The organism is Sphingomonas sp. PP-CE-3A-406 (assembly GCF_003688625.1).
Taxonomy (GTDB): Bacteria; Pseudomonadota; Alphaproteobacteria; order Sphingomonadales; family Sphingomonadaceae; genus Sphingomonas.
On sequence record NZ_RCWY01000002.1, the window covers coordinates 501,721 to 517,902 of the forward strand.

General features: G+C 64.9%; 10 protein-coding genes. 7 read left to right on the forward strand and 3 right to left on the reverse strand.

Going from position 1 to position 16,182, the window contains the following annotated elements:
• The first annotated feature begins 80 nt into the window (after positions 1-80).
• Together rpoB and rpoC are read left to right on the forward strand one after the other, a co-directional pair.
• Positions 81-4,235 carry a DNA-directed RNA polymerase subunit beta gene (rpoB, locus tag C8J44_RS08820; protein WP_056051380.1) on the forward strand — a complete coding sequence of 1,385 codons (4,155 nt, stop codon included), beginning with the start codon at positions 81-83 and terminating at the stop codon, positions 4,233-4,235.
• 131 nt (positions 4,236-4,366) lie between these two features.
• On the forward strand, positions 4,367-8,653 hold the full coding sequence (gene rpoC / locus C8J44_RS08825) for a DNA-directed RNA polymerase subunit beta' (RefSeq protein WP_121904662.1): 4,287 nt from the start codon (positions 4,367-4,369) through the stop codon (positions 8,651-8,653).
• Positions 8,654-8,726: 73 nt separating this feature from the next.
• On the opposite strand, the gene C8J44_RS08830 is transcribed toward rpoC, so the two are convergent.
• Positions 8,727-9,122, reverse strand: a complete 396-nt coding sequence (locus C8J44_RS08830) for a hypothetical protein (protein ID WP_121904212.1) — start codon at positions 9,120-9,122, stop codon at positions 8,727-8,729.
• 231 nt (positions 9,123-9,353) lie between these two features.
• On the opposite strand from C8J44_RS08830, the gene C8J44_RS08835 reads away from it, so the two are divergent.
• The 3 genes from C8J44_RS08835 (at position 9,354) to C8J44_RS08845 (ending at position 12,297) form a co-directional block, all read left to right on the forward strand.
• Positions 9,354-10,076, forward strand: a complete 723-nt coding sequence (locus C8J44_RS08835) for a response regulator (RefSeq protein WP_121884414.1) — start codon at positions 9,354-9,356, stop codon at positions 10,074-10,076.
• Positions 10,073-11,434 (forward strand): HAMP domain-containing sensor histidine kinase, encoded by a 1,362-nt coding sequence (locus C8J44_RS08840; RefSeq protein WP_259466786.1) that lies wholly within the window; start codon positions 10,073-10,075, stop codon positions 11,432-11,434. The genes C8J44_RS08835 and C8J44_RS08840 overlap by 4 nt, the downstream gene beginning before the upstream one ends.
• Positions 11,435-11,523: 89 nt before the next feature.
• Entirely contained in the window at positions 11,524-12,297 is a 774-nt protein-coding gene (locus C8J44_RS08845; protein WP_121904213.1) for an EF-hand domain-containing protein, read from the forward strand.
• 81 nt (positions 12,298-12,378) lie between these two features.
• On the opposite strand, the gene C8J44_RS18450 is transcribed toward C8J44_RS08845, so the two are convergent.
• The gene (locus C8J44_RS18450) at positions 12,379-12,555 is read right to left on the reverse strand and encodes a hypothetical protein (protein ID WP_183128746.1); all 177 of its coding nucleotides are present in this window, start codon (positions 12,553-12,555) and stop codon (positions 12,379-12,381) included.
• A gap of 161 nt (positions 12,556-12,716) precedes the next feature.
• Here C8J44_RS18450 and C8J44_RS08850 point away from each other — a divergent pair, with 161 nt between their 5' ends.
• Positions 12,717-14,012 carry a glycoside hydrolase family 130 protein gene (locus C8J44_RS08850; RefSeq protein WP_121904664.1) on the forward strand — a complete coding sequence of 432 codons (1,296 nt, stop codon included), beginning with the start codon at positions 12,717-12,719 and terminating at the stop codon, positions 14,010-14,012.
• A gap of 100 nt (positions 14,013-14,112) precedes the next feature.
• On the opposite strand, the gene C8J44_RS08855 is transcribed toward C8J44_RS08850, so the two are convergent.
• Complete coding sequence (locus tag C8J44_RS08855; protein WP_121904214.1) at positions 14,113-14,721, reverse strand: cysteine hydrolase family protein; 609 nt, start codon at positions 14,719-14,721, stop codon at positions 14,113-14,115.
• An 83-nt stretch (positions 14,722-14,804) separates the two neighbouring features.
• Between C8J44_RS08855 and pncB the strand changes: the two genes are divergently transcribed.
• Positions 14,805-16,109, forward strand: coding sequence for a nicotinate phosphoribosyltransferase (gene pncB, locus C8J44_RS08860; RefSeq protein ID WP_121904215.1), 1,305 nt, complete (start codon positions 14,805-14,807; stop codon positions 16,107-16,109).
• The last annotated feature ends 73 nt before the right edge of the window (positions 16,110-16,182 follow it).

Genomic DNA, 16,182 nt, shown 5'->3' on the forward strand with positions numbered 1-16,182 from the left:
TGAACGTGCGTCCCGCTTGGGGGTTCCCAAGCACGAAATTACGACTGATCCGTCAGTTTTTATAGGGCGAAACAAAACCTATGGCTTCCAAGGCGATCGAACACGGCACTGCAAAGCGCCGTATCCGCAAGGTTTTCGGCAACATCCACGAAGTCGTGCAGATGCCGAACCTGATCGAAGTCCAGCGCGAGAGCTACGAGCAGTTCCTGCGCTCGGACAAGTCGATCGGCCACGTTTCGGGTCTTGAGAAGACGCTGCGCAGCGTGTTCCCGATCCAGGATTTCGCCGGCACCGCCTATCTCGATTTCGACGACTACGTCCTTGAGCCGCCGAAGTTCGACGTCGAGGAATGCCGCCAGCGCGGTATCACCTACGCCGCGCCGATGCGCGTCACGCTGCGCCTGACCGCATTCGAGGTCGATCCCGATACCGAGGCCAAGTCGGTCATCGATATCAAGGAGCAGGACGTGTACATGGGCGACATGCCGCTCATGACCGAGAACGGCACGTTCTTCATCAACGGCACCGAGCGCGTCATCGTCAGCCAGATGCACCGTTCGCCGGGCGTGCTGTTCGATCACGATCGCGGCAAGACGCACGCATCGGGCAAGTACCTCTTCGCAGCACGCGTGATCCCGTATCGCGGTTCGTGGCTCGATTTCGAGTTCGACGCGAAGGACATCGTCAACGTCCGCATCGATCGCAAGCGCAAGCTGCCCGTCACGGCGCTGCTCTACGCGCTCGGCATGACGTCGGAAGAGATCCTCAACTATTTCTACAACCGCGTGACGTTCGTCCGCGGCCAGGGTGGTTGGATCGTTCCGTTCCAGGTCGAGAACTGGCGTGGCCAGAAGCCGATGTTCGACATCGTCGATGCGAAGACCGGCGAAGTCGTGTTCCCGAACGGCCAGAAGATCAGCCCACGCGCTGCCAACAAGGCGTTCAAGGACGGCCTCACCGACCTGCTGATCCCGACCGAGGAAATCTTCGGCCGCTATTCGGCATATGATCTGATCGACGAGTCGACCGGCCGCATCTACATCGAAGCCGGTGACGAAGTGACCGCCGAGAACCTCGAACTGCTCGACCAGGCAGGCATCGAGCGTCTCGACCTGCTCGACATCGATCACGTCGCGACGGGTCCGTGGATCCGCAACACGCTCAAGGTCGACAAGGCCGAAGAGCGCGAGCAGGCGCTGTCCGACATCTACCGCGTGATGCGTCCCGGCGAGCCGCCGACGTTGGAGACCGCCGAGGCATTGTTCTCGGGCCTGTTCTTCGATCCGGATCGCTACGACCTGTCGGCCGTCGGTCGCGTGAAGCTCAACATGCGTCTCGACCTCGACGTCGAGGACACCGTGACGACGCTGCGCACCGAGGACATTCTCGAGGTCATCAAGACTCTCGTGAACCTCAAGGACGGCAAGGGCGAAATCGACGATATCGACAACCTCGGTAACCGTCGTGTCCGTTCGGTCGGCGAGCTGCTCGAGAACCAGTACCGCGTCGGCCTGCTCCGCATGGAGCGCGCCGTGAAGGAGCGCATGTCGTCGGTCGACGTCTCGACCGTCATGCCGAACGACCTGATCAACGCGAAGCCTGCGGTTGCCGCGGTCCGCGAATTCTTCGGCTCGTCGCAGCTGTCGCAGTTCATGGATCAGACCAACCCGCTGTCGGAAGTCACCCACAAGCGTCGCGTATCGGCACTTGGACCAGGTGGTCTGACGCGTGAGCGCGCTGGCTTCGAAGTCCGCGACGTTCATCCGACGCATTACGGCCGCATCTGCCCGATCGAGACGCCGGAAGGCCCGAACATCGGTCTGATCAACAGCCTCGCGTCATTCTCGCGCGTCAACAAGTACGGCTTCATCGAGACCCCGTACCGCAAGGTCGTCGACCACAAGGTGACCGACGACGTCGTGTACCTGTCCGCAATGGAAGAGGCCAAGCACACGATCGCGCAGGCCAACGCCGAGCTCGATTCGTCGAACGGCTTCGTCGAGGAGCTGGTGTCGTCGCGTCAGGCTGGCGAATTCCTGATGGCGCTGCCCGACAACATCACGTTGATGGACGTCAGCCCCAAGCAGCTCGTCTCGGTCGCCGCATCGCTCATTCCGTTCCTGGAAAACGATGACGCCAACCGCGCGCTGATGGGTTCGAACATGCAGCGTCAGGCCGTGCCGCTCGTCCAGGCCGAGGCGCCGTTCGTCGGCACCGGCATGGAAGAGACCGTGGCACGTGACTCCGGCGCCGCAATCTCGGCAAAGCGTGCGGGCATCGTCGACCAGGTCGACGCGGCGCGTATCGTGATCCGGGCAACCGGCGAGATCGATGCCGGCAAGTCAGGCGTCGACATCTACACGCTGATGAAGTTCCAGCGCTCGAACCAGTCGACCTGCATCAACCAGCGTCCGCTGGTGAAGGTGGGCGATGCGGTTCGTGCCGGCGACGTGCTCGCCGACGGCCCGTCGACCGAGTTCGGCGAGCTGGCGCTGGGTCGCAACAGCCTCGTCGCGTTCATGCCGTGGAACGGGTACAACTACGAGGATTCGATCCTGATCTCCGAGCGGATCGTGAAGGACGACGTGTTCACGTCGATCCATATCGACGAGTTCGAGGTGATGGCTCGCGATACGAAGCTTGGGCCTGAGGACATCACGCGCGACATCCCGAACGTCGGCGAGGAAGCACTTCGCAACCTCGACGAGGCGGGCATCGTCTACATCGGTGCAGAGGTCGAGCCGGGCGATATTCTCGCCGGCAAGATCACGCCGAAGGGTGAATCGCCGATGACGCCGGAGGAGAAGCTTCTCCGTGCGATCTTCGGTGAGAAGGCCAGCGACGTGCGTGATACGTCGCTTCGCCTGCCGCCGGGCGTGTCGGGTACGGTCGTCGACGTTCGCGTCTTCAACCGTCACGGCATCGACAAGGACGAGCGCGCGATGGCGATCGAGCGCGAGGAGATCGAGCGCCTGAAGAAGGATTCGGACGACGAGCGTTCGATCCTGAACCGGGCGACCTGGTCGCGTCTTCGCGAGATGCTGCTCGACCAGACCGCCACCTCGGCGCCGAAGGGCGTCAAGAAGGGCGTCGTGATCGACATGGATCTGCTCGACAGCGTCGACCGCCACGAGTGGTGGAAGTTCGCGGTCGCCGACGACAAGGTCCAGAGCGATCTGGAAGCGGTCAAGATCCAGTATGACGATGCAGCCAAGCTGATCACGGACAAGTTCCACGATCGTCGCGAGAAGCTGGAGCGTGGTGACGAGCTGTCGCCGGGCGTGCTGAAGATGGTCAAGGTGTTCGTCGCGGTGAAGCGCAAGCTGCAGCCGGGCGACAAGATGGCCGGCCGTCACGGCAACAAGGGCGTCATCAGCCGCATCCTGCCGGCGGAGGACATGCCGTTCCTCGCTGACGGTACGCCGGTCGATATCGTCCTCAACCCGCTCGGCGTGCCGTCGCGCATGAACGTCGGGCAGATCTTCGAGACGCATCTGGGCTGGGCCGCACGTGGCCTGGGTCAGTCGATCACCGCGGCTCTCGAGACGTGGCGTGAAGAGAATCCGGACGCAAAGCCGGGTGCGATGCCGGAGGCGGTCCGGGATCGCCTCAAGACGGTGTACGGCGAGCAGTATCACGCCGAGATCGACGCCCGCACGGGTGACGAGATCGTCGAGCTGGCCAAGAACCTCAAGGGTGGCGTGCCGATGGCGACGCCGGTGTTCGATGGTGCCCGCGAAGCCGACGTCTCGGCGATGCTGGCGCTGGCGGGCCTCGACACGTCGGGTCAGTCGGACCTGTTCGACGGCCGCACCGGCGATCAGTTCGATCGCAAGGTGACGGTGGGCTACATCTACATGCTGAAGCTCCACCATCTGGTCGACGACAAGATCCATGCACGGTCGATCGGGCCGTACAGCCTCGTCACGCAGCAGCCGCTGGGTGGTAAGGCGCAGTTCGGTGGGCAGCGCTTCGGCGAGATGGAGGTCTGGGCACTCCAGGCCTACGGCGCGGCGTACACCTTGCAGGAAATGCTGACGGTGAAGTCGGACGACGTGGTCGGACGCACCAAGGTCTACGAGGCGATCGTCAAGGGCGACGACACGTTCGAGGCCGGCATCCCGGAGAGCTTCAACGTGCTCGTCAAGGAAATGCGCTCGCTCGGCCTGAATGTGGACCTGAAGCAGTCGGAGCCCGGCTTCGACAGCGACGGCATCCAGATCGCGGCGGAGTAAGCCTCAACTCCTCCCCTCCCGCTTGCGGGAGGGGTCGGGGGAGGGCCTGTCCCCGCAGGCACCACCCCGAGAGGCTACGACATCCCCTCCCCTAGCCCCTCCCGCCATGCGGAAGGGGAATGGAGAATAAAATGAACGAGATGACCCCCTTCGCCAATCCGGTCGCCAAGACCGAGACGTTCGACCAGATCCAGATCGGCATCGCGTCCCCGGACAAGATTCGTTCGTGGTCGTTCGGCGAGATCAAGAAGCCCGAGACCATCAACTACCGCACGTTCAAGCCCGAGCGTGACGGCCTGTTCTGTGCGCGCATCTTCGGTCCGATCAAGGACTACGAGTGCCTGTGCGGCAAGTACAAGCGCATGAAGTACAAGGGCATCGTCTGCGAGAAGTGCGGCGTCGAGGTTACCGTCTCGAAGGTCCGCCGCGAGCGGATGGGCCATATCGAGCTAGCCGCCCCGGTCGCGCACATCTGGTTCCTGAAGTCGCTGCCGTCGCGCATCGGCCTGTTGCTCGACATGCAGCTGAAGCAGCTCGAGCGCGTGCTGTACTTCGAGGCGTACATCGTCATCGAGCCGGGCCTGACCCCGCTCGAGAAGTACCAGCTGATGACCGAGGACGAGCTCCTCGACGCGCAGGACCAGTATGGCGAGGACGCGTTCTCGGCCGGTATCGGTGCCGAAGCGGTCCGCATCATGCTCGAATCGCTCGATCTCGTCGGCGAGCGCACCGCGCTGCTCGAAGAGCTCGCGGTCACCAAGTCCGAGCTGAAGCCCAAGAAGATCATCAAGCGCCTGAAGGTCGTCGAAAGCTTCATCGATTCGGGCAACCGCCCCGAGTGGATGATCCTCGAGGTCGTTCCGGTCATCCCGCCCGAGCTGCGCCCGCTGGTGCCGCTGGACGGTGGTCGTTTCGCGACGTCGGATCTGAACGATCTGTATCGCCGCGTGATCAACCGCAATAATCGTCTCAAGCGTTTGATGGAGCTCCGCGCGCCGGACATCATCGTCCGCAACGAGAAGCGCATGCTTCAGGAGGCCGTCGACGCATTGTTCGACAACGGCCGCCGCGGTCGCACGATCACGGGTGCCAACAAGCGTCCGCTGAAGTCGCTGTCCGACATGCTCAAGGGCAAGCAGGGCCGCTTCCGCCAGAATCTGCTCGGCAAGCGCGTCGACTATTCGGGTCGTTCGGTCATCGTGACCGGTCCTGAGCTGAAGCTGCACCAGTGCGGCCTGCCAAAGAAGATGGCGCTCGAGCTGTTCAAGCCGTTCATCTACGCACGTCTCGATGCGAAGGGTCTGTCGATGACCCTGAAGCAGGCGAAGAAGTGGGTCGAGAAGGAGCGCAAGGAAGTCTGGGATATCCTGGACGAGGTGATCCGCGAGCATCCGGTCATGCTGAACCGTGCGCCGACGCTTCACCGTCTCGGCATCCAGGCGTTCGAGCCGGTTCTGATCGAGGGCAAGGCGATCCAGCTTCACCCGCTGGTCTGCTCCGCGTTCAACGCCGATTTCGACGGCGATCAGATGGCCGTGCACGTTCCGCTGAGCCTCGAGGCCCAGCTCGAAGCGCGCGTCCTGATGATGTCGACAAACAACATCCTGTCGCCCGCCAACGGCAAGCCGATCATCGTGCCGTCGCAGGACATGGTCCTCGGTCTCTATTATCTGTCGATGATGAAGGAGAACGAGCCGGGCCAGGGGATGCTGCTCGGTGACATGGCCGAAGTGCACCAGGCGCTGAACGCTCAGGCGGTCACGTTGCACACCAAGGTCATCAGCCGCGTTCCGCAGACCGACGAGAAGGGCAAGCAGTACCTCAAGCGGTACGAGACAACCCCGGGCCGTATGCTGCTGGGCGAGTGCCTGCCGCACAGCCACAAGGTGCCGTTCGACACCGTCAACCGCCTGCTCACCAAGAAGGACGTGGGCGACGTGATCGACGAGGTCTATCGTCACACCGGCCAGAAGGAGACCGTGCTGTTCGCCGACGCGATCATGTCGCTCGGCTTCCGCCACGCGTTCCGCGCCGGCATCTCGTTCGGCAAGGACGACATGATCATTCCGGACGCCAAGGTTGGTCTGGTCGACGACACCAAGGCGCTCGTGAAGGACTTCGAGCAGCAGTATCAGGACGGTCTGATCACGCAGCAGGAGAAGTACAACAAGGTGATCGACGCCTGGAGCCGTTGCGGCGACCAGGTCGCGAACGCCATGATGGACGAGATCCGTGCGGTGAAGGTCGACGAGGAGACCGGCCGTGAAAAGCCGATCAACTCGATCTACATGATGGCCCATTCGGGTGCTCGTGGTTCGCAGGCGCAGATCAAGCAGCTTGCCGGTATGCGCGGCCTGATGGCCAAGCCGTCGGGCGAGATCATCGAAACGCCGATCATCTCGAACTTCAAGGAAGGCCTGACCGTCCTCGAGTACTTCAACTCGACCCATGGCGCTCGCAAGGGCCTCGCGGATACGGCGTTGAAGACGGCCAACTCGGGCTACCTGACGCGTCGTCTGGTCGACGTGTCGCAGGATTGCGTCATCATCGAACCGGATTGCGGCACGACCCGCGCGCTGGAGATGAAGGCCATTCTTCAGGGTGGTTCGACGATCGCTAGCCTCGGCGAGCGCATCCTCGGTCGTACGACCGCGGAGGACATCGTCGATCCCAAGACCGGCAAGGTCGTCATCCCGTCGGGCACGCTGCTCGACGAGCCGATGATCACGACGATCGAAGGCCTCGGCACGCAGTCGTGCAAGATCCGCAGCCCGCTGGTCTGCGAGTCGAAGATCGGCGTCTGCGGCAAGTGCTACGGGCGCGATCTCGCCCGCGGTACGCCGGTCAACATCGGTGAAGCTGTCGGCGTCATCGCCGCACAGTCGATCGGTGAGCCGGGCACGCAGCTGACGATGCGTACGTTCCACATCGGTGGCGCGGCGCAGCTCAACGAAACGTCGAACCTCGAGGCGCATGCCGACGGTACGGTGCAGTTCCGCGATCTGCGTATCATCGTCGACCAGCGTGGCCGTCGCGTGGTGCTCAGCCGCTCGGGCGAAATCGCGATCGTCGACATGGACGGCCGCGAACTCTCGGTCGATCGCATCCCTTACGGCGCATACGTGCTGTTCGACGATGGTCACATCGTGTCGCGCGGCGATCGGATGGCTGAGTGGGATCCGTTCACCATGCCGGTGATCACGGAGAACCCGGGCACGATCAAGTATGTCGACCTGATCGAGGGCAAGACGCTTACCGAGCAGACCGACGAAGCCACGGGCATCGCCCAGCGCGTCGTGATCGAATATCGTGCGGCGACCAAGTCGAAGGAGGATCTGCGTCCGCGCATGACCCTGCTCGACGAGACGTCGGGCGAGACCGGTCGTTACATGCTGGCGATCGGCGCGACGTTGTCGGTCGAGGATGGCGCACAGGTGTTCGGCGGCGACGTCGTGGCCCGTGTCAGCCGCGAGAGCGCCAAGACGCGCGACATCACCGGTGGTCTGCCGCGTGTTGCCGAGCTGTTCGAGGCACGCATCCCCAAGGACTCGGCGATCATCGCCAAGATCTCGGGCCGCGTGGTGTTCGGCAAGGACTACAAGGCGAAGCGCAAGATCGGCATCCAGCCCGAGGATGGCGGTGACGTCGTCGAGTATCTGGTGCCGAAGTCGAAGGTCATCGACGTGCAGGAAGGCGATTACGTCAAGCGCGGCGACAATTTGATCGGCGGTTCGCCCGATCCGCACGACATCCTCGAGACGATGGGCATCGAACCCCTCGCCGAGTATCTCGTGTCGGAAATCCAGGAGGTCTATCGTCTCCAGGGCGTGAAGATCAACGACAAGCACATCGAGACGATCGTTCGTCAGATGCTGCAGAAGGTCGAGATCACCGACGGCGGCGACACCACGCTGCTGAAGGGCGAGCAGGTCGATCGCGAGGAAATGGACGCGACCAACGAGAAGCTCGAGAAGAAGCAGACCCGCGCACAGGGCAAGCCCATCCTGCTCGGCATCACCAAGGCGTCGCTGCAGACCCGCAGCTTCATCTCGGCGGCATCGTTCCAGGAGACCACCCGCGTCCTCACCGAGGCAGCGGTCCAGGGTAAGCAGGACATGCTGATGGGCCTGAAGGAGAACGTGATCGTCGGCCGGCTCATCCCGGCAGGCACCGGTGCAGGCCTCAACCGCCTGCGTGTCGTGGCCAACAGCCGCGACGCCGCGATGCGCGTCCAGCAGCGCAAGATGGCGGAGGTGTCGATCGTGGCACCGATGTCGGCTGCCGACGAGCACGCCGCCGAACTCGCGCGCTCGCCGCGTGACGCAGGCGGCACGGGTGAGGATCCGCTCGCAGCGGTCGTCACCTCGGGCACCGGCACCGACGCGGATGCCGGCGAGTATCTGAACGAGACCGATTAATCGGTTTCGTCAGACGCCTTCCGCGCTGACTAAAGAAAAGGCCGCCGTCCGGGATACCGGGCGGCGGCCTTTTTTAGTGTTTGTGCGCGGTGGTCGGGGGTTCGGCGGCGATGCAGTCGGACTGGCCGTGACACTTGACGAAGGCGGCGCACACCGACTTAGCGAGCGCGGGCAACTCTCCCGCGCTGCGCACGGCCTCGATCTCGGCGAGATTGCCGCAGGTCGCGCCGGCGATCGTGGTGCCGCATCGATCGGCTTCGGCAACCGACATCGCGCCGTGTGTGCGGGGGGCGGCGCTGGCCTCGTAGGTCTCGAGCGCATCGCGGAGATCGGCGGGGGACAGCCATTCCAGATGCTTCGCCGGGCACTGCCTGCCAATCTCGACATGATAGGGCCGCCACGGATCGTCCGCGGCGGTACCGGCAAACGCGAGCAGCGTGCAGGCCGCGGCGGTTGCGACGATCCGCATGACCCGGATGGCAAGCGCAGGAAGAATCGACGGTGTCATGCCGCACATCGTGCCGACCCGACATTACAGCGCGCTGACGGCAATATGGAACACAGCTGTTCCGGGACGCCGGCCCGATCGTACTAAGATCGCGAAGACCGTTCCCTGCTATTCGCCGACCATATGGCCTGATATCCCGATGATGATCGGCGCGGAAACATCGCGAACACATCGCCGACCTAAGAAAGACCGATGAATTCAACGTCTGTTCAAGAGTCGGCCAAGCCCGTGCTGCTGGTGGTCGACGACGACCACATGATCCGGACGCTGTTGGCGCAGAGCCTCGGCATGCATGGGTTTCAGGTCGAGACGGCCACCAATGCGCACGAGATGGACGCCGTCCTGGCACGGTGCCCGGTATCGCTGATCCTGCTCGACGTGATGATGCCCGGCGAAGATGGCGTATCGGTCTGTCGCCGGCTCGCGCGGGTCGGCGCACCGCCGATCGTGATGCTCAGCGCGCTGGGCGATGAACCCGATCGGATCCTCGGCCTCGAAATCGGCGCGAGCCACTATCTGTCCAAGCCGTGCAGCCCGCGCGAGATCCTCGCGACCGTCCGCGCCGCACTGCGCGCGCGAGAAATCCAGGATGCCGGTGAAAGCCGGTCGTTCGCATTCCTGGGCTGGCGAGTCGATTTCGCGGCACACGAACTGTTCGATCCCGAGGGTACGCTGATCGACCTGACCGACGGCGAGTTCGCCGTTCTGCGCGCGTTCGTCGAGCGGCCGAGACGCGTGCTGGCGCGCGATGCGCTGTTGGAGGCTGCCCGCGGACCCGACACCGACGCGTTCGATCGCGCGATCGACGTGCAGGTCAGCCGGTTGCGTCGCAAACTCCGCTCGCGCGGCGACGAGATCATCCGCACGATCCGCAACGAGGGCTATTTCTTCGTGCCGCGCGTGGCCCGACAGTGACGCAACCCGGCACGATCTACACGCCGTCGAAGCTTGGCAGGCTGCGTCCGTGGACGCTGTTCGTGCGGATCCTCGCGTTGCTGCTGACGACGGTGCTGCTGGTCCAGATCCTGAACTTCGCGATCGTGCTGTTGATGCCGCCGCCGATGCCCGTAATCTACACGACGGCGCGCGTTGCCGGCGTGGTCCGCTCAGGCAGCGACCCGGCAAAGTTGCTCACCATGAGGATCACGGGCGGCCCCCCTCGACCGTCCGACAGTTCGCGCGATGCACGCCTCGCCAAACTGATCGCCAACGACCTTGCACTGCCGGCAGAGCGCGTGACCGTCGAGACCGAACCCTCCGCGATGCCGATGCTGGCGGGAGCGCTTCGCCCCCCGGTGCCGATGGGTATGGTCCGATCCCGTCATCACCTGTTCGAGAACGCCTTGTTCGGGCCGTTCGTGGTGTCGATAGAACGGCCGGACGGGCGGTGGCTCGTGATCCGGCCAACCAACGGCACGATCGGGCCCTGGCGCGCGCGCATCGTCCTGTGGTTCCTGGCGGCGATGGCGGTCGTCGCGCCGATCGCCCTGCTGCTGGCCCGCCGCGTCGCGACTCCGATCGGGCGGTTCGCCGCCGCCGCCGAACGGCTCGGCCGCGATCCACGGGCCGCCCCCCTGCCCGTCACCGGTCCGCCCGAAATCGCCGAAGCCGCCAGCGCGTTCAATCTGATGCAGGAACGCCTCAACCGGTACGTCGAGGATCGCACCACGCTGATCGCCGCGGTCGCGCACGATCTGCGCACGCCGCTGATGCGGCTGTCGCTGCGGCTCGAAAAGGCGCCGGAAGATATTCGGATCGCAAGCGAAGGCGATATCCAGGAGATGAGCCAGCGGATCGGATCGGCGATGGCGTTCGTCCGCGACATGACCCGCCATGTCCGCCGCCAGAAGCTCGACCTTAGATCACTCGCCGAAAGCGTGACCGACGATTTTGCGGATCGCGGCGATCAGGTTGTGCTGCATCCCGGATCGCCGCTGATCATCGAAGGCGACACGCCGTCGCTGAAGGCCCTGCTCGCGAATCTGTTGGGCAATGCCGTCAATTATGCCGGGCATGCCGAAGTCCTGCTCCACCGCGCCGGCGGGATGGCCGTGCTCGAAGTGTTCGACTCCGGCAGCGGCATGGCGCCCGCCGACCTGGCGCGCGCGTTCGAGCCGTTCTTTCGCGCCGAACATTCGCGCAACCGCGATACGGGCGGCAGCGGGTTGGGCCTCGCCAGCGTGCGTGCGGTCGCCCGGGGACACGGCGGCGAGGCGACGATCGAAAACCGCGCCGAAGGTGGGCTGCTGGTGCGGGTGACGTTGCCCGTATGACCTGAGCGATACGTCGGGACCGGCGCGGCCCGACATATCGGGGCAACGTTTCGCGCGTCAGCTGGTCGTCACGGTATCGAGGAGGCGTCATGCGCACAGTATTTCTTATTGGCCTGGCCGGCGCGCTGGCGGGGTGCGCTGCCGACCTGCCTAGACAACGTGGATCGCGCGCGCGTGGCGATGCCGCACATCGCCTTGCCGACGCGAGGTCCGACCACGGTCGCGGACAGTTGTTCGTCAGTCCGATGGGCGAACCGTTCAGGGCGTCGCAACACCCCGGCGCGGCGGAGGCGCTCTGGTTCGCGGGTGCCGACGCCGACGGCGATGGTCGTATCACCGAGGCGGAATTCCAGCGCGATGCCATGCGGTTCTTCGCGGTGCTCGATCGCGGCAACGACGGCGAGATCGATCCCGACGACATCGCCTATTACGAAAACGTCCTGGTTCCCGAGATCCGTGTCGCATCGGGCGGCGGCGGGGTTTCAGCCGGCGCACGCGGCCCTGGGGGGCGTGGCGGACGCGGCTCCGGTGGTGGACGGAGGCAAGGCGGTGGCGGTCAGGGGATGCACAGGGACAGCGACGACGGCAAGAAGACCGATGCCACCGTCCATGAACGGCTCGGTGCCGCGAAGTTCGGGTTCTTCGATTTCCCCGAACCGGTCATCGCGGCCGATCGCAACCTGAACCGCGGCGTCGATCGATCCGAATTCGCGATGGCCGCCGCGACCCGGTTCGCCGCGCTCGACCGCAATCGCAATGGTGCGCTGACCCGCGGCGAATTGCCGAAGGCCGGCGCCGAAACGTGGCGGAACGGATCGGACCGCCCTTCCCCGCAGACGCCGCCGGATCGCGATACGCCGTAATCGTGGGGACGGCGGCGGATCACGGCGCGACGCCCCATTCACGCATGGGTTAGCGCGGACCCGGCCTCTGCCGCGACCAGATCAGCCGAGCACGCCCGAGACGATCCAGCGGCGGCTGACCGCGGATTTGACGATCGTCGCGCCGCAGCGTCGACAGGCGGACCGCTGCACCAGTTGATCGGCCAGATCGCGGTGGCGTGACCGCGGTGCGTGCAACCCCAGCGCGCAGTCGCTGGCGTGTGTCGATAGTCCGCGCATGCCGCCTCCACCCCAAGATCGAACGTCGGTCATGACGCGCCATGTTTTCCCGCGTATGTCTGTTGTCTGTGCGGTGAAGGGTTTGTCATGCGGCGATCCGGGTGCTCCGGCGTTTGCAGTCGATACCGCACCGCGCCGGTCGGCGCACAAGGGAGCCGATCATGGCCGTAACGGACCTCGTCACCTTCTCGAACATCCAGCTGCGCCCCGATCCGTCGCGGACCGTGATCCGCCCGTTCAACGTCGACTATCCGGGTCCGTTCAAAGTCGAGGGTCATCCTCGCGTCGAGCGCGTGATCGACCGCGTGCTGTCGCTGACCCCCGACGAGCTGCATGCCGAACGCGAACGCGTCACGGCGTCGCTCGACGAGCGCCACCGCGACGTTGACGACCTGCTGCTCCACCGCTTCGGCGAAGTCATGGCGAGGACGCCGGACGCCCGCACCATCACGCGCGACCAGCAGGTGCTGATCGGCGCGTATCTCAGCGAGGAATATTCGTTCGAGGCCGCTGCGCTGTTCAACCCGAGCATGGTGCTGCACCCGGATCAGACCGGCGCGCCCGACGATGGTCTCCGCTTCATCCTGTCGCTGCGCGGGATCGGCGAGGGTCATGTCTCGTCGGTGACGTTCCGCACGGGGAGTTGGTCGCCGCAGGACGGCTTCTCGGTCGATCCCGCCAGCCGGACAGCTGTGCCGCCGCGGATCGAACCGTCGGATCAGGGCGCGACCGATGGCGGCCCCACCCGGCTGCAATGCGGCAATAGTCGCGAGCTGTCCGAAACCGTGATCTTCCCGATCCTGCCGAGCCAGCGCCAGGGGATCGAGGATCTGCGGCTCGTCCGGTTCGAGGATGCCGGCGAGGTCCAGTATCTCGGCACCTATACCGCGTTCAGCGGCTCCGAGACACGCTGCGAACTGCTGCGCGGCGAGGATTTCAAGACGTTCGAGATGCAGCCGATGCGCGGCGCGGTCGCGGGCACCAAGGGTATGGCGCTGTTCCCGCGGAAGATCCACGGGCGCTATGCGATGCTCGGGCGACAGGACAACGAGAATATCTGGTACCTGACCTCGGACGACCTGCTGACCTGGGACGGGGGCATTAGGATCGTCGAGCCGAAATGGCCGTGGGAGTTCATCCAGATGGGCAATTGCGGCTCGCCGATCGAGATCGACGAGGGCTGGCTGGTGCTGACCCACGGGGTCGGCAGCGTCCGCAATTACTGCGTCGGCGCGTGCCTGCTCGACAAGGCCGACCCGACCAAGCTGCTCGCGCGGATGACCGACCCGCTGATCGTGCCGAGCCCCAAGGAGCGCGACGGGTATGTGCCCAACGTCGTCTATAGCTGTGGCGGGATCGTACATGGCCGCACGTTGCTGCTGCCGTTCGGCGTGGCCGACAATTTCGCCTCGTTCGCGACGGTGGATGTCGGGCGGTTGCTCGCGGCGATGGCATGAACGCCGGCAGCGTGAAAGCATGTTCCCCCGCGAGGGCGGGGGTCCAACCTGGGCTCCCGCGGGAGAGCAATAGAGAGTGCGAACTGCTGCCCGAACCGGCTTACGCGATGCGTTCCGTTGGTTGGACGATCAACCGCGCGCCGGCGAAATCCTCCGCCGCAACCGCATCGATCTGCCGTTCGATCCCGCGCGTGAGCCCTGCCGGCACGGTTACCGCGAAGCCACGTGCGATCAGGCCTTCGACCGCCCAGCGAACGCAATAGTCCGCCGCAACGCCGATGACCGTAACGTCGGTAACGCCCCTCGCGGCGAGGCCTGCGAAGAAGTCCTCCCGCGACACCGTTGGCTGCCCTTCGTCGCGCGCGTCCTCGATCGCCAGCCCCGGTTCGGCCCACATGTCGAACACGCCCTTCTCGATCCGCCACGCCGGGATCGCCGGGTCGACCAGCGCGACGTCGAGGATGTTGCCCCACCCTTTCGTGCCCCGGACGCAGTGGATCGGGAACATCGCCGCCTCGGGCGACGCGGCATAGGTTTCGCGGAAATGCGTATCGAACGTGAACAGGACTCCGGCAGTGCCGGCGGCGGGCAGTGCCGACAGCCACGCCTGCATCGGCGCGACCAGCGCGTCCGCCCCGGCCACGCTCAGCGCGCCGCCCTCCGCCATGAAATCCCACTGCGTATCCACCACGACCACGAACCGCGCCATCGCCCGTCTCCTTTGCCCGCTGCTTGACACAAACGCGTCTTCTCGGACACCCGCAGCCCACGCAAACGCAGGAGCCCGCGCGCATGGCCGTGACCGATATCGCCACCCGGACGTACAATCACAATTTCCGGCTCGATCCGATCGTGCGTAGCCTGCTCGATACCGATTTCTACAAGCTGTTGATGTTGCAGATGATCCGGCAGGTGTATCCGGACGTCAGCGCCACCTTCGCGCTGATCAACCGGACCAAGACCGTGCGGCTCGCCGAGATCGTCGACGAGGACGAACTGCGCGCGCAACTCGATCATGCGCGGACGCTGCGGTTCGCGAAAAAGGAGCTGATCTGGCTCGCGGGCAACAGCTTCTACGGGAAGCAGAAGATGTTCGGGCCGGAGTTCCTCGCGTGGCTCGCCGAGTTCCAGTTGCCCGCCTATGATCTGCGCAAGGTCGACGGGCAGTATGAGCTGCATTTTGAAGGCCCGTGGAGCCACACGACGATGTGGGAAATCCCTGCACTGACGATCATCAACGAGTTGAAGTCGCGCGCCGCCCTGCGTGATCGCGGCCGGTTCGCGCTCGACATCGTCTATGCGCGCGCCAAGGCCAAGCTGTGGGAGAAGGTCGAGCGGCTGCGCGAACTGCCCGACCTCGTGCTGTCGGACTTCGGCACGCGGCGGCGGCACGGGTTCCTGTGGCAGCGCTGGTGCGTCGAGGCGCTGAAGGAAGGGCTCGGCGACCGGTTCATCGGTACGTCCAATGTGCTGCTGGCGATGGACGCCGACCTCGAAGCGATCGGGACGAACGCGCACGAACTGCCGATGGTGACCGCCGCGCTGGCCGACAGCGACGCCGAGCTTGCTGAGGCACCCTACCGCATGCTCGAGCATTGGCGGCAACATTATAACGGCAATCTGCTGATCGCCCTCCCCGATGCGTTCGGGACGACCGCGTTCCTGCGCAACGCGCCGCACTGGCTGGCGGAGTGGACCGGCTTCCGCCCCGACAGCGCGCCGCCGATCGCGGGCGGCGAGCAGATCATCCGCTGGTGGGAGGAGCAGGGCGTCGATCCGAAGACGAAGCTGCTGATCTTCTCCGACGGGATGGACATCGACACGATCGAGCAGGTGTATGGGCATTTCCACGGGCGGGTGCGGATGAGCTTCGGCTGGGGGACCAACCTGACCAACGACTTCCGCGGCTGCGATCCCGACGGCGCGGCGGCGCTGGAGCCGATCTCGCTGGTCTGCAAGGTGATCGAAGCGAATGGCCGCCCCGCGGTGAAGCTGTCGGATAATCCGGCCAAGGCGACCGGCGAACCCGCCGAGATCGCGCGATATCTGCGGGTGTTCGGGGAAGCGGACCGCGAGACCGCGCCGGTACTGGTGTAACGCCCTATTACCCCCCTCCCTGAAGGGAGGGGTCGGGGGTGGGTCGGTTTCCGTACGCGGTATCGTCAGCAAC

Bases quoted from the DNA above. Each gene is read 5' to 3' on its own strand.
- C8J44_RS08845 (WP_121904213.1), top strand. From the start codon at position 11,524: ATGCGCACAGTATTTCTTATTGGCCTGGCCGGCGCGCTGGCGGGGTGC.
- pncB (WP_121904215.1), top strand. From the start codon at position 14,805: ATGGCCGTGACCGATATCGCCACCCGGACGTACAATCACAATTTCCGG.
- rpoC (WP_121904662.1), top strand. From the start codon at position 4,367: ATGAACGAGATGACCCCCTTCGCCAATCCGGTCGCCAAGACCGAGACG.
- C8J44_RS08835 (WP_121884414.1), top strand. From the start codon at position 9,354: ATGAATTCAACGTCTGTTCAAGAGTCGGCCAAGCCCGTGCTGCTGGTG.
- C8J44_RS08830 (WP_121904212.1), bottom strand. From the start codon at position 9,122: ATGCGGATCGTCGCAACCGCCGCGGCCTGCACGCTGCTCGCGTTTGCC.
- C8J44_RS18450 (WP_183128746.1), bottom strand. From the start codon at position 12,555: ATGCGCGGACTATCGACACACGCCAGCGACTGCGCGCTGGGGTTGCAC.
- rpoB (WP_056051380.1), top strand. From the start codon at position 81: ATGGCTTCCAAGGCGATCGAACACGGCACTGCAAAGCGCCGTATCCGC.
- C8J44_RS08855 (WP_121904214.1), bottom strand. From the start codon at position 14,721: ATGGCGCGGTTCGTGGTCGTGGTGGATACGCAGTGGGATTTCATGGCG.
- C8J44_RS08850 (WP_121904664.1), top strand. From the start codon at position 12,717: ATGGCCGTAACGGACCTCGTCACCTTCTCGAACATCCAGCTGCGCCCC.